Consider the following 19357-nt stretch of genomic DNA (forward strand, 5'->3'; position numbering starts at 1 on the left):
GCCGTACGCCTCCGGGGCGGATGCTCCCTCCGCCTCACGCCCCCTCCGCTGCCCGCTCCAGGATGCGGGCGGCCACCGTCGGGGAGTCCACCAGCGGATGCAAGGCCAGCGCTCGTAGGGCGGCGTCGCAGTCCTTGAAGAGGGCGGCTTCCACGGTTGCCCGCTCCACTGCCTTGACCTGGAGCATCAGACCCAACTGGTCCTCCCGCAGCGGGGCGCAGGGTAGGGGCCGGGCGCCCTGTGCGCCCACCTCGCACACCGTTTCCACGATCGCGTCCGGGGCCAGCTGCGGCACGGTCGTCCCGTTGCGGACGTTGAGGATCAGCCGGGTACCGGTGTCGGCGAGGATGCCGTGCATCAGCGCCAGCGCGACCCGGTCGTAGCCGCCGCCCTCCAGATCGTGCGCGTCGCGCTGCCAGCCGCCACTGGCCTCCCGGCTGTGCGCCATATACGTCTCCTCGCGCTCCAGCCGGGTCCGCTCCCACAGCGCGTACACCGCCTCCGGGCCGTCGGCCGCCGCCGCCCGCTCGAAGAAGCTGCCCTGCTGCTGGTCGAGGAATTCGCCGCGGGTCTCCCGGGTGTCCCGTACGGAGTCGAGGGTCTCGCGGCGGAAGTAGTAGTAGTGCAGATACTCGTTGGGGAGCGCGCCGAGGGTCCGCAGCCAGTCGGCGCCGAAGAGCCGGCCCTCCTCGAAGGAGCCCAGCGCGTCCTCGTCGGCGAGCAGCCCCGGCAGCAGATCCGTGCCGTCCAGCGTCAACGACCGTAGCCAGCCGAGGTGGTTGAGCCCCACGTAGTCGTAACCGGCCCGCCCGGGATCCGCGAGGGCCGCCGGGTCCGCACCGGCCGCCCGCGCCGCCCGGCGCACCAGCCCCACCGGCGAGTCACAGATCCCGATGACACGGTCGCCGAGTACCTGGGACATCGCCTCGGTGACCATGCCCGCCGGGTTGGTGAAGTTGATGACCCAGGCGTCGGGGGCGAGCGCCGCGACCCGCTCGGCGATGTGCAGCGCCACCGGGATCGTCCGCAGCCCGTAGAGGACACCGCCCGCGCCGACCGTCTCCTGGCCCAGCACCCCCTCGGACAGTGGGATACGTTCGTCCCGGATCCGGCCCGACGTGCCGCCCACCCGGATCGCCGAGAAGACAAAACCGGCGCCCTCCAGCGCCTCGTCCAGACCGTCCGCGATCCGTACGGGTACCGGCGCCGGATGCCCCTGCGCCAGCCGCTCCAGGACCCCGGCGATCACCGCCACCCGGCGCGGATCGGTGTCGTGCAGCACCACTTCGGACACGGCGCGCCCCGGGTCGTCCAGCAGGGCACGGTAGACCAGCGGCACCCGGAAGCCGCCCCCGCCCAGAATCGTCAGCCTCATGGGGCGGAACGTACCGCAGCATCAGGCACACTGGCGGCACGTGCCGATACGAGAGGAGCGAGCACGGTGAGCAGCCGACGTGAAGACCCGCAGCCCGCCGGCCCGGCCGCGGTGCCGGCCGTCCTCGATCCGCTGGCCGGGGTGCGCGCCGACGGCGATCCGCGCACCGACGTCTACCTCACCGGCACGGTCTTCCTGGACATCATCTTCACCGGCCTGGACTCCGCACCGGTCCGCGGCACCGAGTCCTGGGCCCGCGGGATGGGCTCCAGCCCCGGCGGCGTCGCCAACATGGCCACCGCACTGGCCCGGCTCGGGCTGCGCACCTCGCTCGCCGCGGCCTTCGGCGACGACCACTACGGCGAGTACTGCTGGGAAGCGCTCGAAGAGGGCGAGGGCATCGATCTGGCGCTGTCCCGCACCGTCCCCGGCTGGCACTCCCCGGTCACCGTCTCCATGGCGTACGAGGGCGAGCGCACGATGGTGTCGCACGGCCACGAGGCGCCGCCGCCCGACTTCGCTTTCGACGGCAAGCACGCCCCCGGCTGCCCGCCGCCGACCCGCGCCTGCGTCGCCTCGCTGGTACCGGGCCGCCGGGAGGGCTGGCTGGGCTGCGCGGCGGCCCGCGGCAGCCGCATCTTCGCCGACGTGGGCTGGGATGACAGCGGCCGCTGGGACCCCGCCGACCTCGCCGACCTGGAGCACTGCGAGGCATTTCTGCCCAACGCCGAGGAGGCGATGCGCTACACCCGGACGGACTGCCCGCGCGCCGCGGCCCGCAAGCTCGCCGATCTGGTGCCGCTCGCCGTGGTCACGCTGGGTTCCGAGGGCGCCTACGCGGTGGACGGGCGTACGGGCGAGAGCGCCGAGGTGCCCGCGATCGCCGTGGAGGCACTGGACCCGACCGGCGCCGGCGATGTCTTCGTCGCCGGTTTCGTCACCGGCACGCTGGCAGACTGGCCGCTGGCCGACCGGCTCTCCTTCGCGGGGCTGTCCGCCGCGCTGTCCGTGCAGGAATTCGGCGGCTCGCTGTCCGCGCCCGGCTGGGCCGAGATCGCCGCCTGGTGGCAGCAGGTGCGGGCCTACGAGGCGGGCGCACCGGGTGTCATGCGCCGCCAGTACGCCTTCCTGGACGAGGTGCTGCCCGCGGCGTACCGGCCCGCGCCGCTGGCCCGCGCGGTCCCCACGATCGGCTTCCGCCGCCCGGCCTGAGCCGCGGCCCGGCCTGCGCCGCCGCGGGACCGGGCCGGCGCGTCCGGCCACCCCGGCCCCGCCCCGGCAGGAAAAGCCCTCGGGCTTGTCAGTGCTCCGTCGTACTCTTGTATCCCAAGGAGTCGAGTGCAGGCAGGCACCTAATTAGCAAAGGATGGGGGTTGAGCAGGCCACCGAGCCGCCTTATGACTCAGACACCCACGCAACCGCAGGCGCGCGCCCAGTTCACCGTCCCGGCCAAACACCCGATGGTGACGGTCCTGGGATCCGGTGACTCCCTACTGCGCGTGATCGAAAAAGCCTTCCCGGCGACCGACATCCACGTCCGGGGCAACGAGGTCAGCGCTGTCGGAGACGCCGGGGAAGTGGCCCTCATCCAGCGCCTCTTCGACGAGATGATGCTGGTGCTCCGCACCGGACAACCGATGACGGAGGACGCAGTGGAACGGTCCATCGCCATGCTCCGCGCGGCGGAGGACGGCGAGGGAGCGGTGAGCGAGACACCCGCCGAGGTGCTCACCCAGAACATCCTCTCCAACCGCGGCCGGACGATCCGGCCCAAGACCCTCAACCAGAAGCGCTATGTCGACGCCATCGACGAGCACACCGTCGTCTTCGGCATCGGCCCGGCCGGCACCGGCAAGACCTACCTCGCCATGGCCAAGGCCGTCCAGGCGCTGCAGGCCAAGCAGGTCAACCGCATCATCCTGACCCGCCCCGCGGTCGAGGCCGGTGAGCGGCTCGGCTTCCTGCCCGGCACGCTCTACGAGAAGATCGACCCCTACCTGCGCCCCCTGTACGACGCGCTGCACGACATGCTCGACCCCGACTCCATCCCACGCCTGATGGCCGCCGGGACGATCGAGGTCGCGCCGCTGGCGTACATGCGCGGCCGGACCTTGAATGACGCCTTCATCATTCTCGACGAGGCGCAGAACACGAACCCCGAGCAGATGAAGATGTTCCTCACCCGCCTCGGGTTCGACTCGAAGATCGTCATCACCGGCGATGTCACCCAGGTCGACCTCCCGGGCGGGACGAAGAGCGGTCTGCGCCAGGTCAGGGAGATCCTGGACGGCGTCGACGATGTGCATTTTTCCCTGCTCACCAGCCAGGACGTGGTCCGGCACAAGCTCGTCGGCCGTATCGTCGACGCCTACGAGAAGTACGACAGCCGCAACGGCTCGTGAGCCCGCCGGCCGGCCACCCCGGCCGGCCGGGGTGCACGACCCGCGGTCCAAGCAACCATCGGGCCGGGCCCGAGAAGCGAGAAGCAACGCCCCCATGTCCATCGACGTCAACAACGAGTCCGGCACGGAGATCGACGAGCAGGCCATCCTGGATGTCGCCCGCTTCGCCGTCGCCCGGATGCGTATCCACCCGCTCTCCGAGCTGTCCGTGATCGTCGTGGACGCCGAGGCCATGGAGCAGCTCCACCTCCAGTGGATGGACCTGCCGGGACCGACCGATGTCATGTCCTTCCCGATGGACGAGCTGCGGCCGCCGGCCAAGGACGACGAGGAGCCCCCGCAGGGCCTCCTCGGTGACATCGTGCTCTGCCCGGAGGTCGCCAAGAAGCAGGGCGAGGAGGCGCCGACCGGGCACAGCATGGACGAGGAGCTGCAGCTGCTCACCGTCCACGGGGTGCTCCACCTCCTCGGCTACGACCACGAGGAGCCGGACGAGAAGGCCGAGATGTTCGGTCTGCAGGCGGCGATCGTCGACGGCTGGCGCGCCGAGCGGGGTCTGACCGGCCCCTCTCCGGCGCCCACCGTGACCTGACGGGGCGGCTCCGATGACCACCCAGCTGATCGCGGTCGCGGTCCTGCTCGTCGTGATCGCCTGGCTCGCCGCCTGTGCGGAGGCCGGTCTGGCCCGGACGACGAGTTTCCGGGCCGAGGAAGCCGTCCGCTCCGGCCGCCGCGGCAGCGCCCGGCTCGCCGCCGTCGCCGCCGACCCCACCCGCTATCTCAATGTCGCCCTGCTGGTGCGGGTCGGCTGCGAGATGGCCGCCGGGGTCCTGGTGACCTACGCCTGTCTGCGCTCCTTCGACGCGACGTGGGAGGCGCTGACCGTCGCCATCGCGGTGATGGTGCTGGTCTCCTATGTCGCCGTCGGCGTCTCGCCGCGCACGATCGGCCGTCAGCATCCGCTGAACACCGCCACCGCCGCGGCCTACGTCCTGCTGCCGCTGGCCCGCATCATGGGCCCCATCCCGCAGCTGCTGATCCTCCTGGGCAACGCCCTCACCCCCGGCAAGGGTTTCCGTAAGGGCCCGTTCGCCTCCGAAGCCGAGCTGCGCTCCCTGGTGGACCTCGCGGAGAAGGAGTCGCTGATCGAGGACGAGGAGCGCCGGATGGTGCACTCCGTCTTCCAGCTCGGCGACACCCTCGTCCGTGAGGTGATGGTGCCGCGCACGGACCTGGTCGCCGTCGAGCGGTTCAAGACCATCCGCCAGGCGCTGACCCTCGCGCTGCGCTCCGGTTTCTCCCGTATCCCGGTGACCGGCGAGAACGAGGACGACATCGTCGGTGTCGTCTACCTGAAGGACCTGGCGCGCAAGGTCCACATCAGCCGGGACGCCGAGACCGAGCTGGTGTCCACGGCCATGCGCCCCGCCGTTTTCGTCCCCGACACCAAGAATGCCGGTGATCTGCTGCGCGAAATGCAGCAGGACCGCAATCATGTCGCGGTGGTGATCGATGAATACGGCGGCACCGCCGGCATTGTCACCATCGAGGACATTCTGGAAGAGATCGTCGGCGAGATCACCGACGAATACGACCGGGAACTCCCGCCCGTCGAGGATCTCGGTGACGGCCGCTATCGCGTCACCTCCCGGCTGGACATCGGCGACCTCGGCGAGCTGTACGGCCTGGCCGAGCTGGACGACGAGGACGTGGAGACCGTCGGCGGACTGCTCGCCAAGCTCCTCGGCCGGGTCCCGATCGCCGGTGCCACCGCCGAGGTCGATCTCTCCTACGACGCCTCCGACCCGGGGCTGAAGGCGCTGCGGCTGACCGCGGAGTCTCCGGCCGGCCGCCGGAACAAGATCATTACGGTGCTGTGCGAGCCGGTGCGGCCGGCGGGTGCGAGCGCCGCCGAGGAGCCGTCGGCGGGCGGCCGGGCCGCCGGCTGAACATCCGGGGAATTCCCCGCGTAATTCCTGGCGATGTCGGGAATATTTCCCGCATTCGCACTCCGGTCGCACTCCGAGTGGCTACTGATCTCCAGTGCAGCAGAAATGTTCTGAAAGTCATATCCGGGGGAGCTGGATTCCGTGGCGGGCGCCATGGAAGGATCTTCAGGCGGCCGCAAACGCGTGACCGCAATGCGTGAGAGAAATCTTGTAACGCAGGTTGCCCCGGCGACGGGGGACCGGGGCAGCCACCTTCTTCTTCGGCCGCGGGCTTCTTCCGCGGCCGAAGTCATAAGCGAGTACGCGCCGCGCGCCGCCCGAGGTCCGGCCGCCCCTTGGCGCCGCCCTCCGCCGCCCCGCATATGCTCGCCCGTATGAGCGACGAAGCCGCACCGCTGGACCCCGAAGACCGCAAGATCATCACGCTCGCGCGCTCGGCGCGGGCCCGTAACGGCGTGCCCGAGGGCGCCGCCGTCCGCGACGAGACCGGCCGCACCTATGTCGCCGGCACCGTCGCCCTGGACTCGCTACAGCTCAGCGCGCTGCAGACGGCCGTCGCGATGGCCGTCGCCAGCGGGGCCACGTCCCTGGAGGCCGCGGCCGTGGTCACCGACGCCGAGGGCGCCGCCGACGCGGACCGCGCGGCCGTACGGGACCTCGGCGGCCCCGGTACGCCCGTGCTGGTCGCGGGCCCCGACGGCACCCTGCGCGGCACCGTCCCGGCGGGCGGGACACCGGCCTGAGCCGGGACCCCGTAGGCGGCGTACGGGGCGGCCGGCCCGAACCGGGGGCCGCCCCGGACCGCTCGCGCCCACCCCGGCGATCTCCGGGTCGTCTCCGGGCCGGCTCCGGGGCGTCTCCGGGCCGGGATGGTCGGAGGCGCGCCCGGGATCGGGGAGAATGGGCGCCATGAGCGTTCGTACCGAGTCCTCCACCGCGCACCGCGCGGGCTTCGCCTGCTTCGTCGGCCGTCCCAACGCGGGCAAGTCGACCCTGACGAACGCGCTCGTCGGCACGAAGGTGGCCATCACCTCCAACCGCCCCCAGACCACCCGCCACACGGTCCGCGGCATCGTGCACCGCCCCGAGGCCCAGCTGGTCCTGGTCGACACCCCTGGTCTGCACAAGCCGCGCACGCTGCTGGGGGAGCGGCTGAACGATGTCGTGCGCACCACCTGGTCCGAGGTCGATGTGATCGGCTTCTGTCTGCCCGCCGACCAGAAGATCGGCCCCGGTGACCGCTATATCGCCAGCGAGCTGGCCGGCATCAAGAAGACCCCCAAGATCGCCATCGTCACCAAGACCGACCTGGTCGACTCCAAGGCGCTGGCCGCCCAGCTGATCGCCATCGACCAGCTCGGCAAGGAGCTGGGCATCGAGTGGGCCGAGATCATCCCGGTCTCGGCGGTGGGCGACGCCCAGGTGTCGCTGCTCGCGGACCTGCTGGTCCCGATGCTGCCCGAGAGCCCGCCGCTCTACCCGGAGGGCGACCTCACCGACGAGCCCGAGCAGGTCATGGTCGCCGAGCTGATCCGTGAGGCCGCGCTGGAGGGCGTGCGCGACGAGCTGCCGCACTCCATCGCGGTGGTCGTCGAGGAGATGCTGCCGCGCGAGGACCGCCCGGCGGACAAGCCGCTCCTGGACATCCACGCCAATGTCTACATCGAGCGCCCCAGCCAGAAGGGCATCATCATCGGCCCCAAGGGCAAGCGCCTGAAGGAGGTCGGCATGAAGTCCCGCAAGCACATCGAGGCGCTGCTGGGCACGCCCGTCTTCCTGGATCTGCACGTCAAGGTCGCCAAGGACTGGCAGCGCGACCCGAAGCAGCTCCGCAAGCTGGGGTTCTGAGCCCGGCCCGGCCCCCGGCCACGAGGATCCGGACACGCCCCGGAGCCCGCCGGCCCTACGCCACCCCCCGGATCCGCCGCACCAACAACGCCCCCACCAGCCCGACCGCCGCCGCGACGCCGTAGAGCACCCGGTAGCCGCCGAGGTGCCGCACGATCGGCGCGGCCAGTACCGGGGCGGCCACCTGCGGCAGCGCGTTGGCGATATTGATGAGGCCCAGGTCCCTGCCGCGGTCGGCGGCGGCCGGCAGCACCTCCGTCATCAGCGCGAAGTCGACGGAGGTGAAGACGCCGAAGCCGACCCCGAGCAGCGCCGCGGCACACAGCGCCCCCGGCCAGGTCTGCCACCCGGCCAGCAGCCCGGTCGCCACCGTCATCAGCACCCCGGCCCACAGCACGAACGGCTGGCGGCGCCCGACCCGGTCCGACCACCAGCCCCCGACGACGACCGTGCCGAGCAGGGTCACGGCGTTGACGGCGGTGAGCATCAGCACCCCGCCGCCGGGGTCCGGGTGGTGCAGCACATCCCGCAGGTAGTACAGCAAGTACAGCAGGGCCAGCGCGTTGCCGAGGTTGATCAGGAACCGGGTCAGCCAGGCCCAGCCGAGGTCGGGGTGGCGGCGGGGGTTGATCCAGAGCCCGGCGAGCAGGGCCCGCAGGCGCAGCGCCGGACGCCGGTCGGCGGGCAGCACCGGGTCCCGGTGCAGCAGCACATACGGCGCGGCGCCCAGCACCACGAAAGCGGCACAGGCGAGATAGCCCGCGACCACACCGCCCGCGCTCCCACCCGCACCGCCCGCGACCGTCGCCAGCCCCGTCCCGGCCACCACCCCGAGGATCTGCGCGGCGCCCACCCAGCCGCCCACCGCCCCGCGCTGCCGCTGCGGCACCCGGTCGGGCACCGCCGCCGTGACCGCCGCGAACGCCGCGTTGAGGGTGAGCTGCACCAGACACCACCCCAGCGCCATCCCCGGCACCGTGTCCGCCCCGGCCAGCAGCACCAGCGCCCCGGCCCCGCCCAGCGCCCCCGCGAGGATCCACGGGGTGCGCCGCCCGAACCGCGAGGCCGTACGGTCCGACAGCGCCCCGAACAGCGGGTTGGACACCATGGAGACGACGGCCCCGGCGCCCGTCACCCAGGCCAGCACCGACTCCTTCGCCGTGCCCGGCGGCGCGAGTTCCGCGGCCTGCAGGGCCAGCAGGATCTGCAGCGGCCCGTACCACCCGACCCAGATCGCCCCGTTGGCCAGCGACAGCGCGGCGGTCCACCCGCGCCCGGCGCGCTCCGTCGGCTCCCTGAGCGCCTCCGGAGCGGCGGGGCGGCTCATCCCCGGGCCTGTGCCCGGAGGGCGTCACGCAGCCAGTGGAACGACGCCTTGGGCGTCCGCTCCAGCGTCGCGTAGTCCACGTGCACCAGCCCGAAGCGCCGTGCGTACCCCTCCGCCCATTCGAAGTTGTCCATCAGCGACCAGACGAAGTACCCGCGGACGTCCACCCCGGCCGCCATGGCCGCGTGCAGCGCCCGCAGATGCCCGTCCAGGAACGCGATCCGCTCGCCGTCCTCGATGCCCTCGTACGAGCACCCGTTCTCGGTGATCACGACGGGCGGCAGCCGGTCGCCGTAGCGCTCCCGGAACGTCACCAGCAGCTCGGTGAGCGCCTCCGGCACCACCGGCCAGCCGAAGTCGGTTCGCGGATAGCCCTCGATCTCCCTTGGCGCGAAGGGAAGTTCGGGCGGTAGCTGGGTGCCGCCGAAGTCGGCCGCGGCCGTTCCCCCGGCCCCGGGGGCGCCCACCAGCGTCGGCTGGTAGTAGTTGATCCCGTACCAGTCCAGCGTCTGCGCGATGACCTTCAGATCCTCGGCGACCGGCCCCGGCAGCAGGGCCGCCAGCTCCTCGTCGGGATAGCGCCCCAGCAGCACCGGCTCCGCGAACAGCCGGTTGAGCAACAGGTCGTAGAGGTCGGCCGCCGCGGTGTCCGCCTCCGAGGCGCTCGCCGTCCAGGTCGGCCCGTGCGAGTTGGCGATCCCGATGTTCGTCGCTCCGCGGGCCCGCAGCGCCTGTACGGCGAGGCCGTGCCCCAGCAGCTGGTGATGTGCCGCGGGCAGCGCGTCGAACAGCAGCTGCCGCCCCGGCGCATGCTGCCCCAGCCCGTAGCCCAGCAAGGTCACTTCGGCCGGTTCATTGAGCGTGATCCACCGCTGCACCCGGTCCCCGAGCCGCTCGGCCACCACGTCCGTATACGCCGCGAACTTCTCGGCCGTCTCCCGGACGAGCCACCCGCCGCCGTCCTCCAGCGCCTGTGGAGTGTCCCAGTGGAAGAGCGTCGGCACCGGGGCGATCCCCGCCGCCAGCAGCGCGTCCACCAGCCGGTCGTAGAAGTCCAGCCCGGCCTTGTTGACCGCCCCGCTCCCGTCCGGCACCACCCGCGGCCAGGCCACCGAGAACCGGTACGCCCCGACCCCGAGCTCCTGGAGCAGCGCCACGTCCTCCCGGTACCGGTGGTAATGACCGGTCGCCACCCACGGGTCCGACCCGTCCTTGATCCGCCCCGCCTCCGCCGCGAACGCGTCCCACACGGACCGCCCCCGCCCGTCGTCCGCCACCGCCCCCTCGATCTGCGCGGCGGACGTGGACACCCCCCACACGAAGTCATGGGGGAAGCGGGGCAGGGCGGCGGGCACCGGCTCGGTTGTCATGAACCGGATCTTTGTAACCGGCGGTAACACTGTCAAGAGGTCGGGGCCGCCCGGGAGTTGACCCGGGCGGCCCCATAAGGCGTGCCGGAGGCTCCTAAGCCCCTTCCTTCATCACCTTTGTGATCAGCGAGCGCTGTTCCTTGGTGAGGCGCGGGTCGGAGCAGTAGACCGTGCGGCCGTCGACCGTGATCTGGTAGCTGAAGCCGTCCGGGACCCCGACGGGGGGCTCGGTGCGGCCGGTGGCGACGGCCTGTTTGGCCAGGTCCTGCCAGTCATCGGCGTCGGGGCGGCCCGAGGTGTCGACCTCGGCGCGGCGGTCGACGCCCGCGAAGCCTCCGGTGCGATGGACGTGAATGCGCATAACGGACTCCTCCGACGTCTTCGACGGACTCCTACCCCGTAAGGCCACGGTAATCGTGCGCGGGGCGGAAGGCGCTGCCGAACCCTCCCGCCCCGGGCACCGCGGTGCCGCTATTTCGTGGTGACGCCGACCTGTGTCCAGGCCTTGACCATCGCCTCGTGTTCGTCGCCGGCGCCGAAGCGGGCCTGGGCGGCCTTGATCGTGAGGGCGGCGAAGTCGGCGAAGGTGGCGTCCTTGGTGAGCTTGCCGCCGGTCAGCACGTCGTACCAGACCTGCCCGGCGCGCTCCCATGCCTTGCCGCCGATGGCGGTGGCGGCCAGGTAGAAGGCGTGGTTGGGGATGCCGGAGTTGATGTGCACGCCGCCGTTGTCGTCGGTCGTGCGGACATAGTCCTTCATGGTGGCGGGCTGCGGGTCCTTGCCGAGGACGTCGTCGTCGTACGCGGTGCCCGGGGCCTTCATCGAGCGCAGCGCCTTGCCGGTGACGTTGGGGCCGAGGAGGTCGGCGCCGATCAGCCAGTCGGCCTGGTCGGCGGTGTGGCCGAGGGCGTACTGCTTGATCAGCACGCCGAAGACATCGGACACCGACTCGTTGAGGGCGCCGGGCTGGCCCTCGTAGGTGAGGTTGGCGGTGTACTGGGTGACGCCGTGGGTGAGCTCGTGGCCGATCACGTCGACGGGGATGGTGAAGTCCTTGAACAGGTCGTTGTCACCGTCGCCGAAGACCATCCGCTCGCCGTCCCAGAAGGCGTTGTCGTACCGCCGGCCGTAGTGGACGGTCGCATTGAGCGGCAGACCGGCGCCGTCGATGGACTTGCGGCCGTAGACCTTGAGATAGAGCTCGAAGGTCGCGCCCAGACCGGCGTGGGCGCGGTTGACGGAGGTGTCCTTGGAGGGGCCGTCGGCTTCGCTGCGGACCTTCTTGCCGGGCAGATCCTCCCGGTGGCGGGCGTCGTAGATGGTGCGGTTCGGCTTGTCGTCGGCGGCTCCGGGCTCGCCGGGCGTGAGGCCGCCGCGGGCGGCGATCGCGCGGCGCTCGGTGCGCCGTACGTGGTCGTGCTCCAGGGTGCGGCGGGCCGGTTCGTGGCGCTCCGGGTCGTCGGACTGGGCCAGGTTGTCCAGGATGTGCGGCGGGATGATCGTGCAGAAGACGGGCGTGTGGCAGGTGGCGGGATCTGGCTGCGCGTCGTTGAGGTCCATGCACAAACGGTGGCACTGTGTAATCCGGCTGTCACTGCCTGCGTCCAAGATTCCCATGAAAGTGTGGTTGGTCGCATTTAGGCCGTAACGTCCGTCCGGTCCCGCATACTGATACGCGACCGCCAGACAGGGCGTACCTCGGTTAGGGTGCTGTGCATCATGCGTTTCGGGCTGCTTCTCCTTAGCTGCCGCGGCGAGGGCCTGTAGTCGTAGGCCGACCCCCTCCCCGCGGAGTTCGGTGTTGCGATCTATCGCCCCGTCGGCCTCTCCCTCGCCCTTCCGGAGCAGGGAGACCCCCAGCGGACATACGAGGAGCCCTACGCACCATGACGAATCCGTCGAGCCCCGCAGGCAATGCCGTCGGCCGCCGCACCCCGGTCACCAACGCGACGCAGCTCCAGCGGCCCTCCGGAATGCCGGTCCACCGCTACGGCCGCTACGAGGCGGTCGACATCCCCGACCGCACCTGGCCCGACAACCGCATCACCGTCGCCCCCCGCTGGCTGTCGACCGACCTGCGGGACGGCAACCAGGCGCTGATCGACCCGATGTCGCCGGCCCGTAAGCGCGAGATGTTCGATCTGCTGGTGCGCATGGGCTACAAGGAGATCGAGGTCGGCTTCCCGTCCTCCGGGGAGACGGACTTCGCGTTCGTCCGCTCGATCATCGAAGAGGGCGCGATCCCCGAGGATGTGACGATCTCCGTCCTGACGCAGGCCCGCGAGGAGCTGATCGAGCGCACCGTCGAGTCGCTGCGCGGCGCCCACCGCGCCACGGTGCACCTGTACAACGCCACCGCTCCCACCTTCCGCCGGGTCGTCTTCCGCGGCTCGAAGGAGCAGGTCAAGCAGATCGCCGTGGACGGCACCCGGCTGGTCATGGAGTACGCCGACAAGATCCTGGGCGACGAGACGATCTTCGGCTACCAGTACAGCCCGGAGATCTTCACCGACACCGAACTGGACTTCGCGCTGGAGGTCTGCGAGGCGGTCTGCGACGTCTGGCAGCCCGAAGAGGGCCGCGAGATCATTCTGAACCTGCCCGCCACCGTGGAGCGTTCGACGCCGTCCACGCACGCCGACCGCTTCGAGTGGATGGCGCGCCACCTGTCCCGGCGCGAGCACGTATGCCTGTCCGTGCACCCGCACAACGACCGGGGCACCGCGGTCGCCGCCGCCGAGCTGGCGATCATGGCGGGCGCCGACCGCATCGAGGGCTGTCTGTTCGGGCAGGGCGAGCGCACCGGCAATGTCGACCTGGTGACGCTGGGCATGAACCTGTTCTCCCAGGGCGTCGACCCGCAGATCGACTTCTCGCAGATCGACGAGATCCGTCGCACCAGCGAGTACTGCAACCAGATGGAGATCCACCCGCGCCACCCCTACGCGGGCGATCTGGTCTACACCGCCTTCTCCGGCTCCCACCAGGACGCCATCAAGAAGGGCTTCGACGCCATGGAAGCCGAGGCCACCGCCGCCGGCAAGACCGTGGACGACATCGAGTGGGCGGTCCCGTACCTGCCTATCGACCCCAAGGACGTCGGCCGCTCCTACGAGGCCGTCATCCGCGTCAACTCGCAGTCCGGCAAGGGCGGTATCGCCTACGTCCTGAAGAACGACCACAAGCTGGAACTGCCCCGCCGGATGCAGATCGAGTTCTCCCGGATCATCCAGGAGAAGACCGACTCCGAGGGCGGCGAGGTCACACCGGCCGCCATCTGGTCCGCCTTCCAGGACGAGTACCTGCCCAACCCGCACAACCCGTGGGGCCGTATCCAGGTCAAGAACGGCCAGACCACCACCGACAAGGACGGCATCGACACGCTCACCGTCGAAGCCGAGGTGGACGGTGCGGAAACCGTACTGGTCGGCACCGGCAACGGCCCGATCTCCGCGTTCTTCCACGCGCTGCAGGGCATGGACATCGACGCGCGGCTGCTGGACTACCAGGAGCACACCATGAGCGAGGGCGCCTCCGCGCTGGCCGCCTCGTACATCGAGTGCGCCATCGGCGACAAGGTGCTGTGGGGCATCGGCATCGACGCCAACACCACGCGCGCCTCGCTGAAGGCCGTGGTCTCCGCCGTCAACCGCGCGGGCCGCTGACCCGGTAGTCCGCCATCTCCGGCGCCCCTGCGGCTCGTTCGTCGAGCCGCGGGGGCGCCGTTGTGCGACCCCGCCACCTGAAGGTGGGGTTTGAACTCCACTCACGTCACTGTGAGTGAGTGATTCCGTACGCTTGGTGATTGGCGCTCGTCGGACCGGCCGCGGCGCGGACACCAAGGACGTGCAGATGACCAGATTTCGCATGCCCGCACTCACCCGGCTGGCCGTCGCGGCGGCCGCCTCGCTCGCCGTCGTGGCCTCCGCCTTCACCCCCGCGGCGTCCGGCGCACCGGCCGCGGACCGTCCCGAGTACGTGGCGCTCGGCGACTCCTACAGCGCCGGGGTGTTCGTCCGCCCGTGGGACGCCAGCGACGGCTGCGGCCGCTCGTACCGCAACTACCCCCACCAGCTGGCGGAGCGGTTCAACTACCGGCTGCGGGACGTGACCTGCGGAGCGGCCGAGGTCGTCGACGGGATTCTGGAGCCCCAGCCGTCCCACAAGATCCTCGGGCCGCCGACGGTCCCGCCCGAGGGCGGCTGGCCCGAACTGCCGCCGCAGCTGGAGGCGCTGTCCCAGGACACCGACATCGTCACCGTCGGCATCGGCGGCAACTCCCTCGGCTTCGGGACCATCCTGGCCAAATGCCTCGAACTCGGGCTCACCCAGCCCCTGAAGACCAAGCCCTGTACCGACCACTACACCGGCAGCGGCTCCGGGGCGCCCTGGCTGGCGGACCGCTTCGCACAACTCGACGCCGACTTCAGCCGCATGATGCGGGCGATCCACGCGGCCGCGCCGCACGCCAGGGTCGCCGTCGTCGGCTATCCCGCCATCGTTCCGGACAGCTCCGGCTGCACCTTCCTGCACTGGAACCAGCTCGGCAGTACCAAGAAGGGCGATATGCCCTGGCTGGACGGGCTCGAACGGCGCCTGAACGACCTGCTGGTCCGGCACTCCGACCACGAGAACGCCACCTACGTCGACACCTACGGGCCCAGCGTCGCCCATGGCGTGTGCAAGAGCGGGGACACCAAGTGGATGTACGGCATCCGCGACAACCTCACCGGTGACGGCGACCAGACCGACCCGCCGACCGAGCTGTGCAACGAGATCCCCGGCACCGGTGAGGCGTGCACCCTGGTCCACCCCAACGCCCGCGGTCTGGACAACCAGGCTCGGGAAGTGGCCAAGGTCCTCCAGCGCGGCGGGGTGACGCCCGCCGGGTTGTTGACACCCCCGCAGGGCTGATGCCGCCGGACCGCCGCTGACCCCGCACCGGCGCCGACCTCGGCGTACGGGCCGCGGTCCGGCCTTGTCAGGGTGCCGAAGGGTCCCGCCTCGCCCCCTGGGGAGCGGGCGGGGTCCTTCGGCATCCGGCCAGTTGTCCGGTATGAGGTGCTGACGGCGCATCACACATGTGGCTAACATCACGTCCAATGCGACGAGGGGGCCATGGGGGTATCTCTCGTGTCCGGAGGGGCACGGGTGGGTTACGGAGGGCTGACGTGATGCACAAGATGTGTGTGATGGGCGTGCGCACGTCCTGGCGGACCGTCGCCGACGGCGAGTTCTTCTGCCCGGACTGCGGCGGGGACCGCAACTACCGCCGCCGGACCGGCCGCCGCCGCCTCACCGTCCTCGGCCTGCCGCTCCTCTCCCGCGGCGCCGCCGGACCGGTCCTGGAGTGCTCCGCCTGCCACGGCCACTTCGGCCCGGACGCCCTGGACCACCCCACCACCCTCCGCTTCTCCGCGATGCTCAGGGACGCCGTCCACACCGTCACCCTCGCCCTGCTGGCCGCCGGCGGCACCTCCTCCCGCGCGGTCCGTGACACCGCCGTGGACACGGTCCGCGCGGCCGGTTTCGCGGACTGCTCCGAGGACGAACTGCTGACCCTGCTCGCCGCCCTCGCCGCCGACACCGGCCGGCTCACCGGCACCTACGACGCGGCCACCGGCGGCCACTTCGGCCACCAGGGCCTGGACCCGTGCGGCACCGCACTGGCCATAGAGCTCCACGAGGCGCTGGAGCCGCTCGCCCCGCACCTCGCCCCGGCGGGCCGGGAATCACTCCTCCTCCAGGGCGCCCGCATCGCCCTCGCCGACGGCTCCTACACCCCCGCCGAACGCGAGGTGCTGAGCACCGTCGGCAGCGCCCTGATGCTGCGCCCCGCCGAGATCAACCGGCTGCTGGCGGCGGCGCGTACGCCGTCCTGAGGGGCCCGGCCCCAGGTAGCGCTGGACCCCGCCACCCGGGCAGGGGGTGACGGGGTCGGATGCCGGAGCGGCGGGCCGGGGTTCAGGCCGCGGTCACGCCGTGGTCAGGCGGACCGGCAGCTCGCGCAAACCCCCCGAGATGAAGCCGCTCGTGGGCTCCAACTCCTCCGCCGAAACCGCCAGTTGGATCTCCGGGAAGCGGGCGAAAAGAGCCGGAAGGGCGATCCGGGCCTCCATACGGGCCAGCGGGGCGCCGATGCAGTGGTGGACGCCGTGGCCGAACGCCAGGTGCTCCTGGTGGGTGCGCCGGATGTCGAAGGCGTCGGCCGTGTCGCCATGGAACGCCGCGTCCCGGCCGGCCGCCGCGTACGCCGGGAGGATCGCCTCGCCCTTGCGGATGGTCGGGCCGTCCGGGATCTCGATGTCCGCCACGGCGAAGCGGAGCGGGAGCGCGGCGATGCTGGGGGCCCAGCGGAGCGTCTCCTCGATCACGTCGTTCCAGGAGACCTGGCCCGAGAGCACCAGCTCCAGCTGGTCGGGGTGGGTCAGCAGGGCGTGCACCGTGTTGCCGAGCAGGTCGACGGTGGTCTCGTGACCGGCCCCGATGACAAGGAGCAGGGTGTCCAGCAGCTCCTGTTCGGTCATCCGCCGGCCCTCGTCGTCCCGCGCGGAGACCAGCAGGCTGGTGAGGTCGTCGGCGGGGTTCTCCCGCTTTGCGGCGACCAGGTCGCAGAGCAGCGCGTGGACGGCCGCGCCGGTGGCTCCGGCCTGCTCCGGGGTGGCCGTGGTGTCCATGATGGCGGTGACGAGGCGGGCGAGTTCGACCCGCTTCTCCCCCTCCGGGAAGCCGAACAGCTCGCAGATGACCTGCAGGGGCAGCGGATGGTTGAACCGCTCCCGCAGGTCCAGGGGCTCGCCCGTCGGGTGCGCGGCGAGCTCGTCCAGCAGCGCCGCGGTGATGCTCTCCACGCGCGGCCGGATGGCGTCCGTACGGCGGGCCGTGAACGCCGGGGCGATCAGCTTGCGCAGCCGCCGGTGATCGGCGCCGTACGCGGTGAACATGTTGGTGACGCCGATCCAGGACTGCAGCCAGCTGCCGCGGATCTCTTCGCGCTGCCACTCCGGCCAGTGGTCCCGGGGGTTCTTGGAGACCCGGTCGTCGGTCAGCAGCTGCTTGAGCAGGGTGTGGCTGGTGACCGACCACGCCTCGATACCGCCGGGCAGCTCGGTCCGGGCCAGCGGGCCTAGTGCGCGGAGGCGGGTGGCCTCTCCGTGGATATCGCTTCCGACCGGGTCGATGACGAAGGGCTGCTGTCCCTGTTGTGCCACGGCGTAGCTCCTGCCTGGTCGGGAGTGATGGGGGTGAAGCGGGCCGGGAGCGCGACGAGGGCACGGTGGAACGCGCCGTTGCGCCACTGCAACGCGCTTGCATCGACGGCGAGTTCGATGTCGGAGAGCCAGGCCGTGAGCCGCTCGATCGCCGTGGTGGCGATCAGCAGCGCATGCCGCTTCACGGGACAGGCGTGCGGCCCGGCCGCCCAGGCGAGGTGTGAGCCGCCGCCCGCACCGGGCGACCCCAGCGATGTGGTGTCGAACTGGCTGTTGGCGGCCGCGTACGACACCATCACCAGCTGCCCCTTGCGCACCCAGGTGCCGTGGAAGAAGACATCACGGACCGGGAAGTGCGCGGAGTAGTTCGTCAGCGGCGGGTCGTTCCACAGCACCTCGTGGATGGCGTCGTGCGCGGTCAGCGCGCCACCGGACAGGGTGTGGTAGTAGCGGTCGTCGGACAGCATCCGCTGCAGCGCGTTGCCGATGAGGTTGGCCAGCGGTTCGTTGCCCGCGCCCATCGTGAGGATGACGTTGTGGATCAGTTCCTCGTCGGTGAGCGCGTTGGGGTGGTCCATGAACCAGGACGTCAGGTCGGGGCCGCGCTCGGCCTTCTTGGAGCCGACCAGCTCCATGATGTAGTTCGTGAACGCGTCGTTGGCGGCCTTGGCCTCCTCGGGGGAGGTGCCGTCCAGCATCCCCGCGATGGCCTCGATCAGCCGGTCGCTGTAGGAATCCGGCATCCCGAAGAGGTTGTTGAACATCAGCAGCGGGATCAGCCGCGCGTACTCGCCGATCAGATCGACCTCGCCGTGCGCCCCGAAACGCTGGATCAGGGTGTCCGCGGCGTGGTGCACACGGGCCCGCAGCTCATGCGGCTCGACCAGCTTGAAGCTGTCGACGATCACATCCCGGTAGCGGACGTGCGCGGGCCCGTCGGCGTAGAAGACGTTGGGGCGCCACATCAACATCGGCATGACCGGTGAGTCCGCCGGGACGGTCGTCATCCACTCACGGGAGTCCTTGGACCAGGTGGCGTCGTCATGCAGCAGTTCCAGGGCCGCCCGGTAGTCGGTGACCAGCATCGCGGTCACCTCCGGCGCGATCTCGACCGGGGCCAGCGCGCCGTACTGGCGCAGCTCTGCGTAGAACCGGTGCGGGTCGGCGGCGAAGTCCGGTCCGTAGAGCTTCACCGGCGCCTGGGTGTCGGCGGAGGCATGCTGATACGCGGTGGCGTGCGCCGGGCAGCCCGGTGGCGGTGCGGCTCCCGGCTGGTGCGGGGAAGTCACGGGTTCGGATTCTCCTCGGGGGTGTGGGCCAGGACGTGCCCGACGAGCGCGATCAGCGCGTCGACGGACTGTTCCCGGTCGCGGGCGTCGCACATCACCAGCGGCGTCTCGGGGTGCAGATCGAGGGCCTCGCGGAGCTTCTCAGGGCTGTACTCGGGCGCGTCGGGGAAGGTGTTGACCGCGACCGCGTAGCGCAGCCCGGCCTCCTCGACGATGTCCATCACCTCGAACGAGTCCGCCAGCCGGCGGGTGTCCGCGAGGACCAGGGCGCCCAGTGCGCCGCGGGCGATGTCCTCCCACAGAGGGCGGAAGCGCTTCTGTCCGGGCGTGCCGAACAGATACAGCGCCAGATCCCCGGGCAGGGTCAGCCGCCCGAAGTCGATGGCGACGGTGGTGGTGGTCTTCTCCCGTACTCCGGCGAGATCGTCGACGGAGGCGCCCGTCTGGGTCATGACCTCTTCGGTGTGCAGCGGCGGAGTCTCCGACAGCGCACGGATCAGGGTGGTCTTGCCGACCCCGAACGGTCCCGCGATCAGCAGCTTGACCAGTGTCTGGTCCTCGCCGGAGAGGTACATGCTGCCGGTGC

General features: G+C 71.1%; 17 protein-coding genes. 9 read left to right on the plus strand and 8 right to left on the minus strand.

What is annotated here, in order from left to right:
- Positions 1-34: 34 nt before the first annotated feature.
- Positions 35-1375: a 6-phospho-beta-glucosidase gene (locus STRTU_RS24015; RefSeq protein ID WP_159746039.1), complete on the minus strand. Its 1341-nt coding sequence runs from the start codon at positions 1373-1375 to the stop codon at positions 35-37.
- 66 nt (positions 1376-1441) lie between these two features.
- Between STRTU_RS24015 and STRTU_RS24020 the strand changes: the two genes are divergently transcribed.
- From STRTU_RS24020 to era, 6 genes are all read left to right on the plus strand, one after another.
- Positions 1442-2587, plus strand: coding sequence for a carbohydrate kinase family protein (locus tag STRTU_RS24020; protein WP_159746041.1), 1146 nt, complete (start codon positions 1442-1444; stop codon positions 2585-2587).
- Positions 2588-2772: 185 nt separating this feature from the next.
- Positions 2773-3777: a PhoH family protein gene (locus tag STRTU_RS24025; protein ID WP_159746043.1), complete on the plus strand. Its 1005-nt coding sequence runs from the start codon at positions 2773-2775 to the stop codon at positions 3775-3777.
- Positions 3778-3871: 94 nt separating this feature from the next.
- Positions 3872-4369 (plus strand): rRNA maturation RNase YbeY, encoded by a 498-nt coding sequence (gene ybeY, locus STRTU_RS24030; RefSeq protein WP_159746045.1) that lies wholly within the window; start codon positions 3872-3874, stop codon positions 4367-4369.
- A 13-nt stretch (positions 4370-4382) separates the two neighbouring features.
- Positions 4383-5726, plus strand: coding sequence for a hemolysin family protein (locus STRTU_RS24035; RefSeq protein ID WP_159746047.1), 1344 nt, complete (start codon positions 4383-4385; stop codon positions 5724-5726).
- Between the two features lie 362 nt (positions 5727-6088).
- On the plus strand, positions 6089-6469 hold the full coding sequence (locus STRTU_RS24040) for a cytidine deaminase (protein WP_174878978.1): 381 nt from the start codon (positions 6089-6091) through the stop codon (positions 6467-6469).
- Positions 6470-6626: 157 nt separating this feature from the next.
- Positions 6627-7574 (plus strand): GTPase Era, encoded by a 948-nt coding sequence (era, locus tag STRTU_RS24045; RefSeq protein ID WP_371873649.1) that lies wholly within the window; start codon positions 6627-6629, stop codon positions 7572-7574.
- A 55-nt stretch (positions 7575-7629) separates the two neighbouring features.
- On the opposite strand, the gene STRTU_RS24050 is transcribed toward era, so the two are convergent.
- From STRTU_RS24050 to STRTU_RS24065, 4 genes are all read right to left on the minus strand, one after another.
- The gene (locus STRTU_RS24050) at positions 7630-8901 is read right to left on the minus strand and encodes an MFS transporter (protein WP_159746053.1); all 1272 of its coding nucleotides are present in this window, start codon (positions 8899-8901) and stop codon (positions 7630-7632) included.
- Entirely contained in the window at positions 8898-10271 is a 1374-nt protein-coding gene (locus tag STRTU_RS24055) for a GH1 family beta-glucosidase (protein ID WP_159746055.1), read from the minus strand. Before STRTU_RS24055 ends, STRTU_RS24050 begins: the two co-directional genes overlap by 4 nt.
- Positions 10272-10365: 94 nt before the next feature.
- On the minus strand, positions 10366-10632 hold the full coding sequence (locus STRTU_RS24060; protein ID WP_159746057.1) for a protealysin inhibitor emfourin: 267 nt from the start codon (positions 10630-10632) through the stop codon (positions 10366-10368).
- A gap of 110 nt (positions 10633-10742) precedes the next feature.
- Complete coding sequence (locus STRTU_RS24065; protein WP_159746060.1) at positions 10743-11831, minus strand: M4 family metallopeptidase; 1089 nt, start codon at positions 11829-11831, stop codon at positions 10743-10745.
- 326 nt (positions 11832-12157) lie between these two features.
- Between STRTU_RS24065 and leuA the strand changes: the two genes are divergently transcribed.
- The 3 genes from leuA to STRTU_RS24080 all read left to right on the plus strand — a co-directional run bounded on the left by leuA (position 12158) and on the right by STRTU_RS24080 (position 16153).
- Complete coding sequence (gene leuA, locus STRTU_RS24070; RefSeq protein WP_159746062.1) at positions 12158-13936, plus strand: 2-isopropylmalate synthase; 1779 nt, start codon at positions 12158-12160, stop codon at positions 13934-13936.
- A gap of 187 nt (positions 13937-14123) precedes the next feature.
- A complete protein-coding gene (locus STRTU_RS24075) occupies positions 14124-15185 on the plus strand; it encodes an SGNH/GDSL hydrolase family protein (protein WP_246241136.1) in 1062 nt (353 codons plus the stop codon).
- Between the two features lie 260 nt (positions 15186-15445).
- Positions 15446-16153, plus strand: a complete 708-nt coding sequence (locus STRTU_RS24080) for a TerB family tellurite resistance protein (protein ID WP_159747187.1) — start codon at positions 15446-15448, stop codon at positions 16151-16153.
- A 93-nt stretch (positions 16154-16246) separates the two neighbouring features.
- Here STRTU_RS24080 and STRTU_RS24085 read toward each other — a convergent pair whose 3' ends face one another.
- Genes STRTU_RS24085 through STRTU_RS24095 form a run of 3 tightly spaced genes read right to left on the minus strand, consistent with a single transcriptional unit; the run spans position 16247 to position 19346 of the window.
- Positions 16247-17482, minus strand: coding sequence for a cytochrome P450 family protein (locus STRTU_RS24085; protein WP_159746064.1), 1236 nt, complete (start codon positions 17480-17482; stop codon positions 16247-16249).
- Entirely contained in the window at positions 17398-18771 is a 1374-nt protein-coding gene (locus tag STRTU_RS24090) for a cytochrome P450 (protein ID WP_159746066.1), read from the minus strand. Before STRTU_RS24090 ends, STRTU_RS24085 begins: the two co-directional genes overlap by 85 nt.
- The gene (locus STRTU_RS24095) at positions 18768-19346 is read right to left on the minus strand and encodes a GTP-binding protein (RefSeq protein WP_159746068.1); all 579 of its coding nucleotides are present in this window, start codon (positions 19344-19346) and stop codon (positions 18768-18770) included. The genes STRTU_RS24090 and STRTU_RS24095 overlap by 4 nt, the downstream gene beginning before the upstream one ends.
- Positions 19347-19357: the final 11 nt, after the last annotated feature.

The sequence above is a fragment of the Streptomyces tubercidicus genome (assembly GCF_027497495.1).
GTDB lineage: Bacteria > Actinomycetota > Actinomycetes > Streptomycetales > Streptomycetaceae > Streptomyces > Streptomyces tubercidicus.

Coding starts and splice junctions, on each gene's coding strand:
- STRTU_RS24015 (WP_159746039.1), bottom strand. CDS start 1,375: ATGAGGCTGACGATTCTGGGCGGGGGCGGCTTCCGGGTGCCGCTGGTC.
- STRTU_RS24025 (WP_159746043.1), top strand. CDS start 2,773: ATGACTCAGACACCCACGCAACCGCAGGCGCGCGCCCAGTTCACCGTC.
- ybeY (WP_159746045.1), top strand. CDS start 3,872: ATGTCCATCGACGTCAACAACGAGTCCGGCACGGAGATCGACGAGCAG.
- STRTU_RS24035 (WP_159746047.1), top strand. CDS start 4,383: ATGACCACCCAGCTGATCGCGGTCGCGGTCCTGCTCGTCGTGATCGCC.
- STRTU_RS24040 (WP_174878978.1), top strand. CDS start 6,089: ATGCTCGCCCGTATGAGCGACGAAGCCGCACCGCTGGACCCCGAAGAC.
- era (WP_371873649.1), top strand. CDS start 6,627: ATGGGCGCCATGAGCGTTCGTACCGAGTCCTCCACCGCGCACCGCGCG.
- STRTU_RS24050 (WP_159746053.1), bottom strand. CDS start 8,901: ATGAGCCGCCCCGCCGCTCCGGAGGCGCTCAGGGAGCCGACGGAGCGC.
- STRTU_RS24055 (WP_159746055.1), bottom strand. CDS start 10,271: ATGACAACCGAGCCGGTGCCCGCCGCCCTGCCCCGCTTCCCCCATGAC.
- STRTU_RS24060 (WP_159746057.1), bottom strand. CDS start 10,632: ATGCGCATTCACGTCCATCGCACCGGAGGCTTCGCGGGCGTCGACCGC.
- STRTU_RS24065 (WP_159746060.1), bottom strand. CDS start 11,831: ATGGACCTCAACGACGCGCAGCCAGATCCCGCCACCTGCCACACGCCC.
- leuA (WP_159746062.1), top strand. CDS start 12,158: ATGACGAATCCGTCGAGCCCCGCAGGCAATGCCGTCGGCCGCCGCACC.
- STRTU_RS24075 (WP_246241136.1), top strand. CDS start 14,124: ATGACCAGATTTCGCATGCCCGCACTCACCCGGCTGGCCGTCGCGGCG.
- STRTU_RS24080 (WP_159747187.1), top strand. CDS start 15,446: ATGCACAAGATGTGTGTGATGGGCGTGCGCACGTCCTGGCGGACCGTC.
- STRTU_RS24095 (WP_159746068.1), bottom strand. CDS start 19,346: ATGTACCTCTCCGGCGAGGACCAGACACTGGTCAAGCTGCTGATCGCG.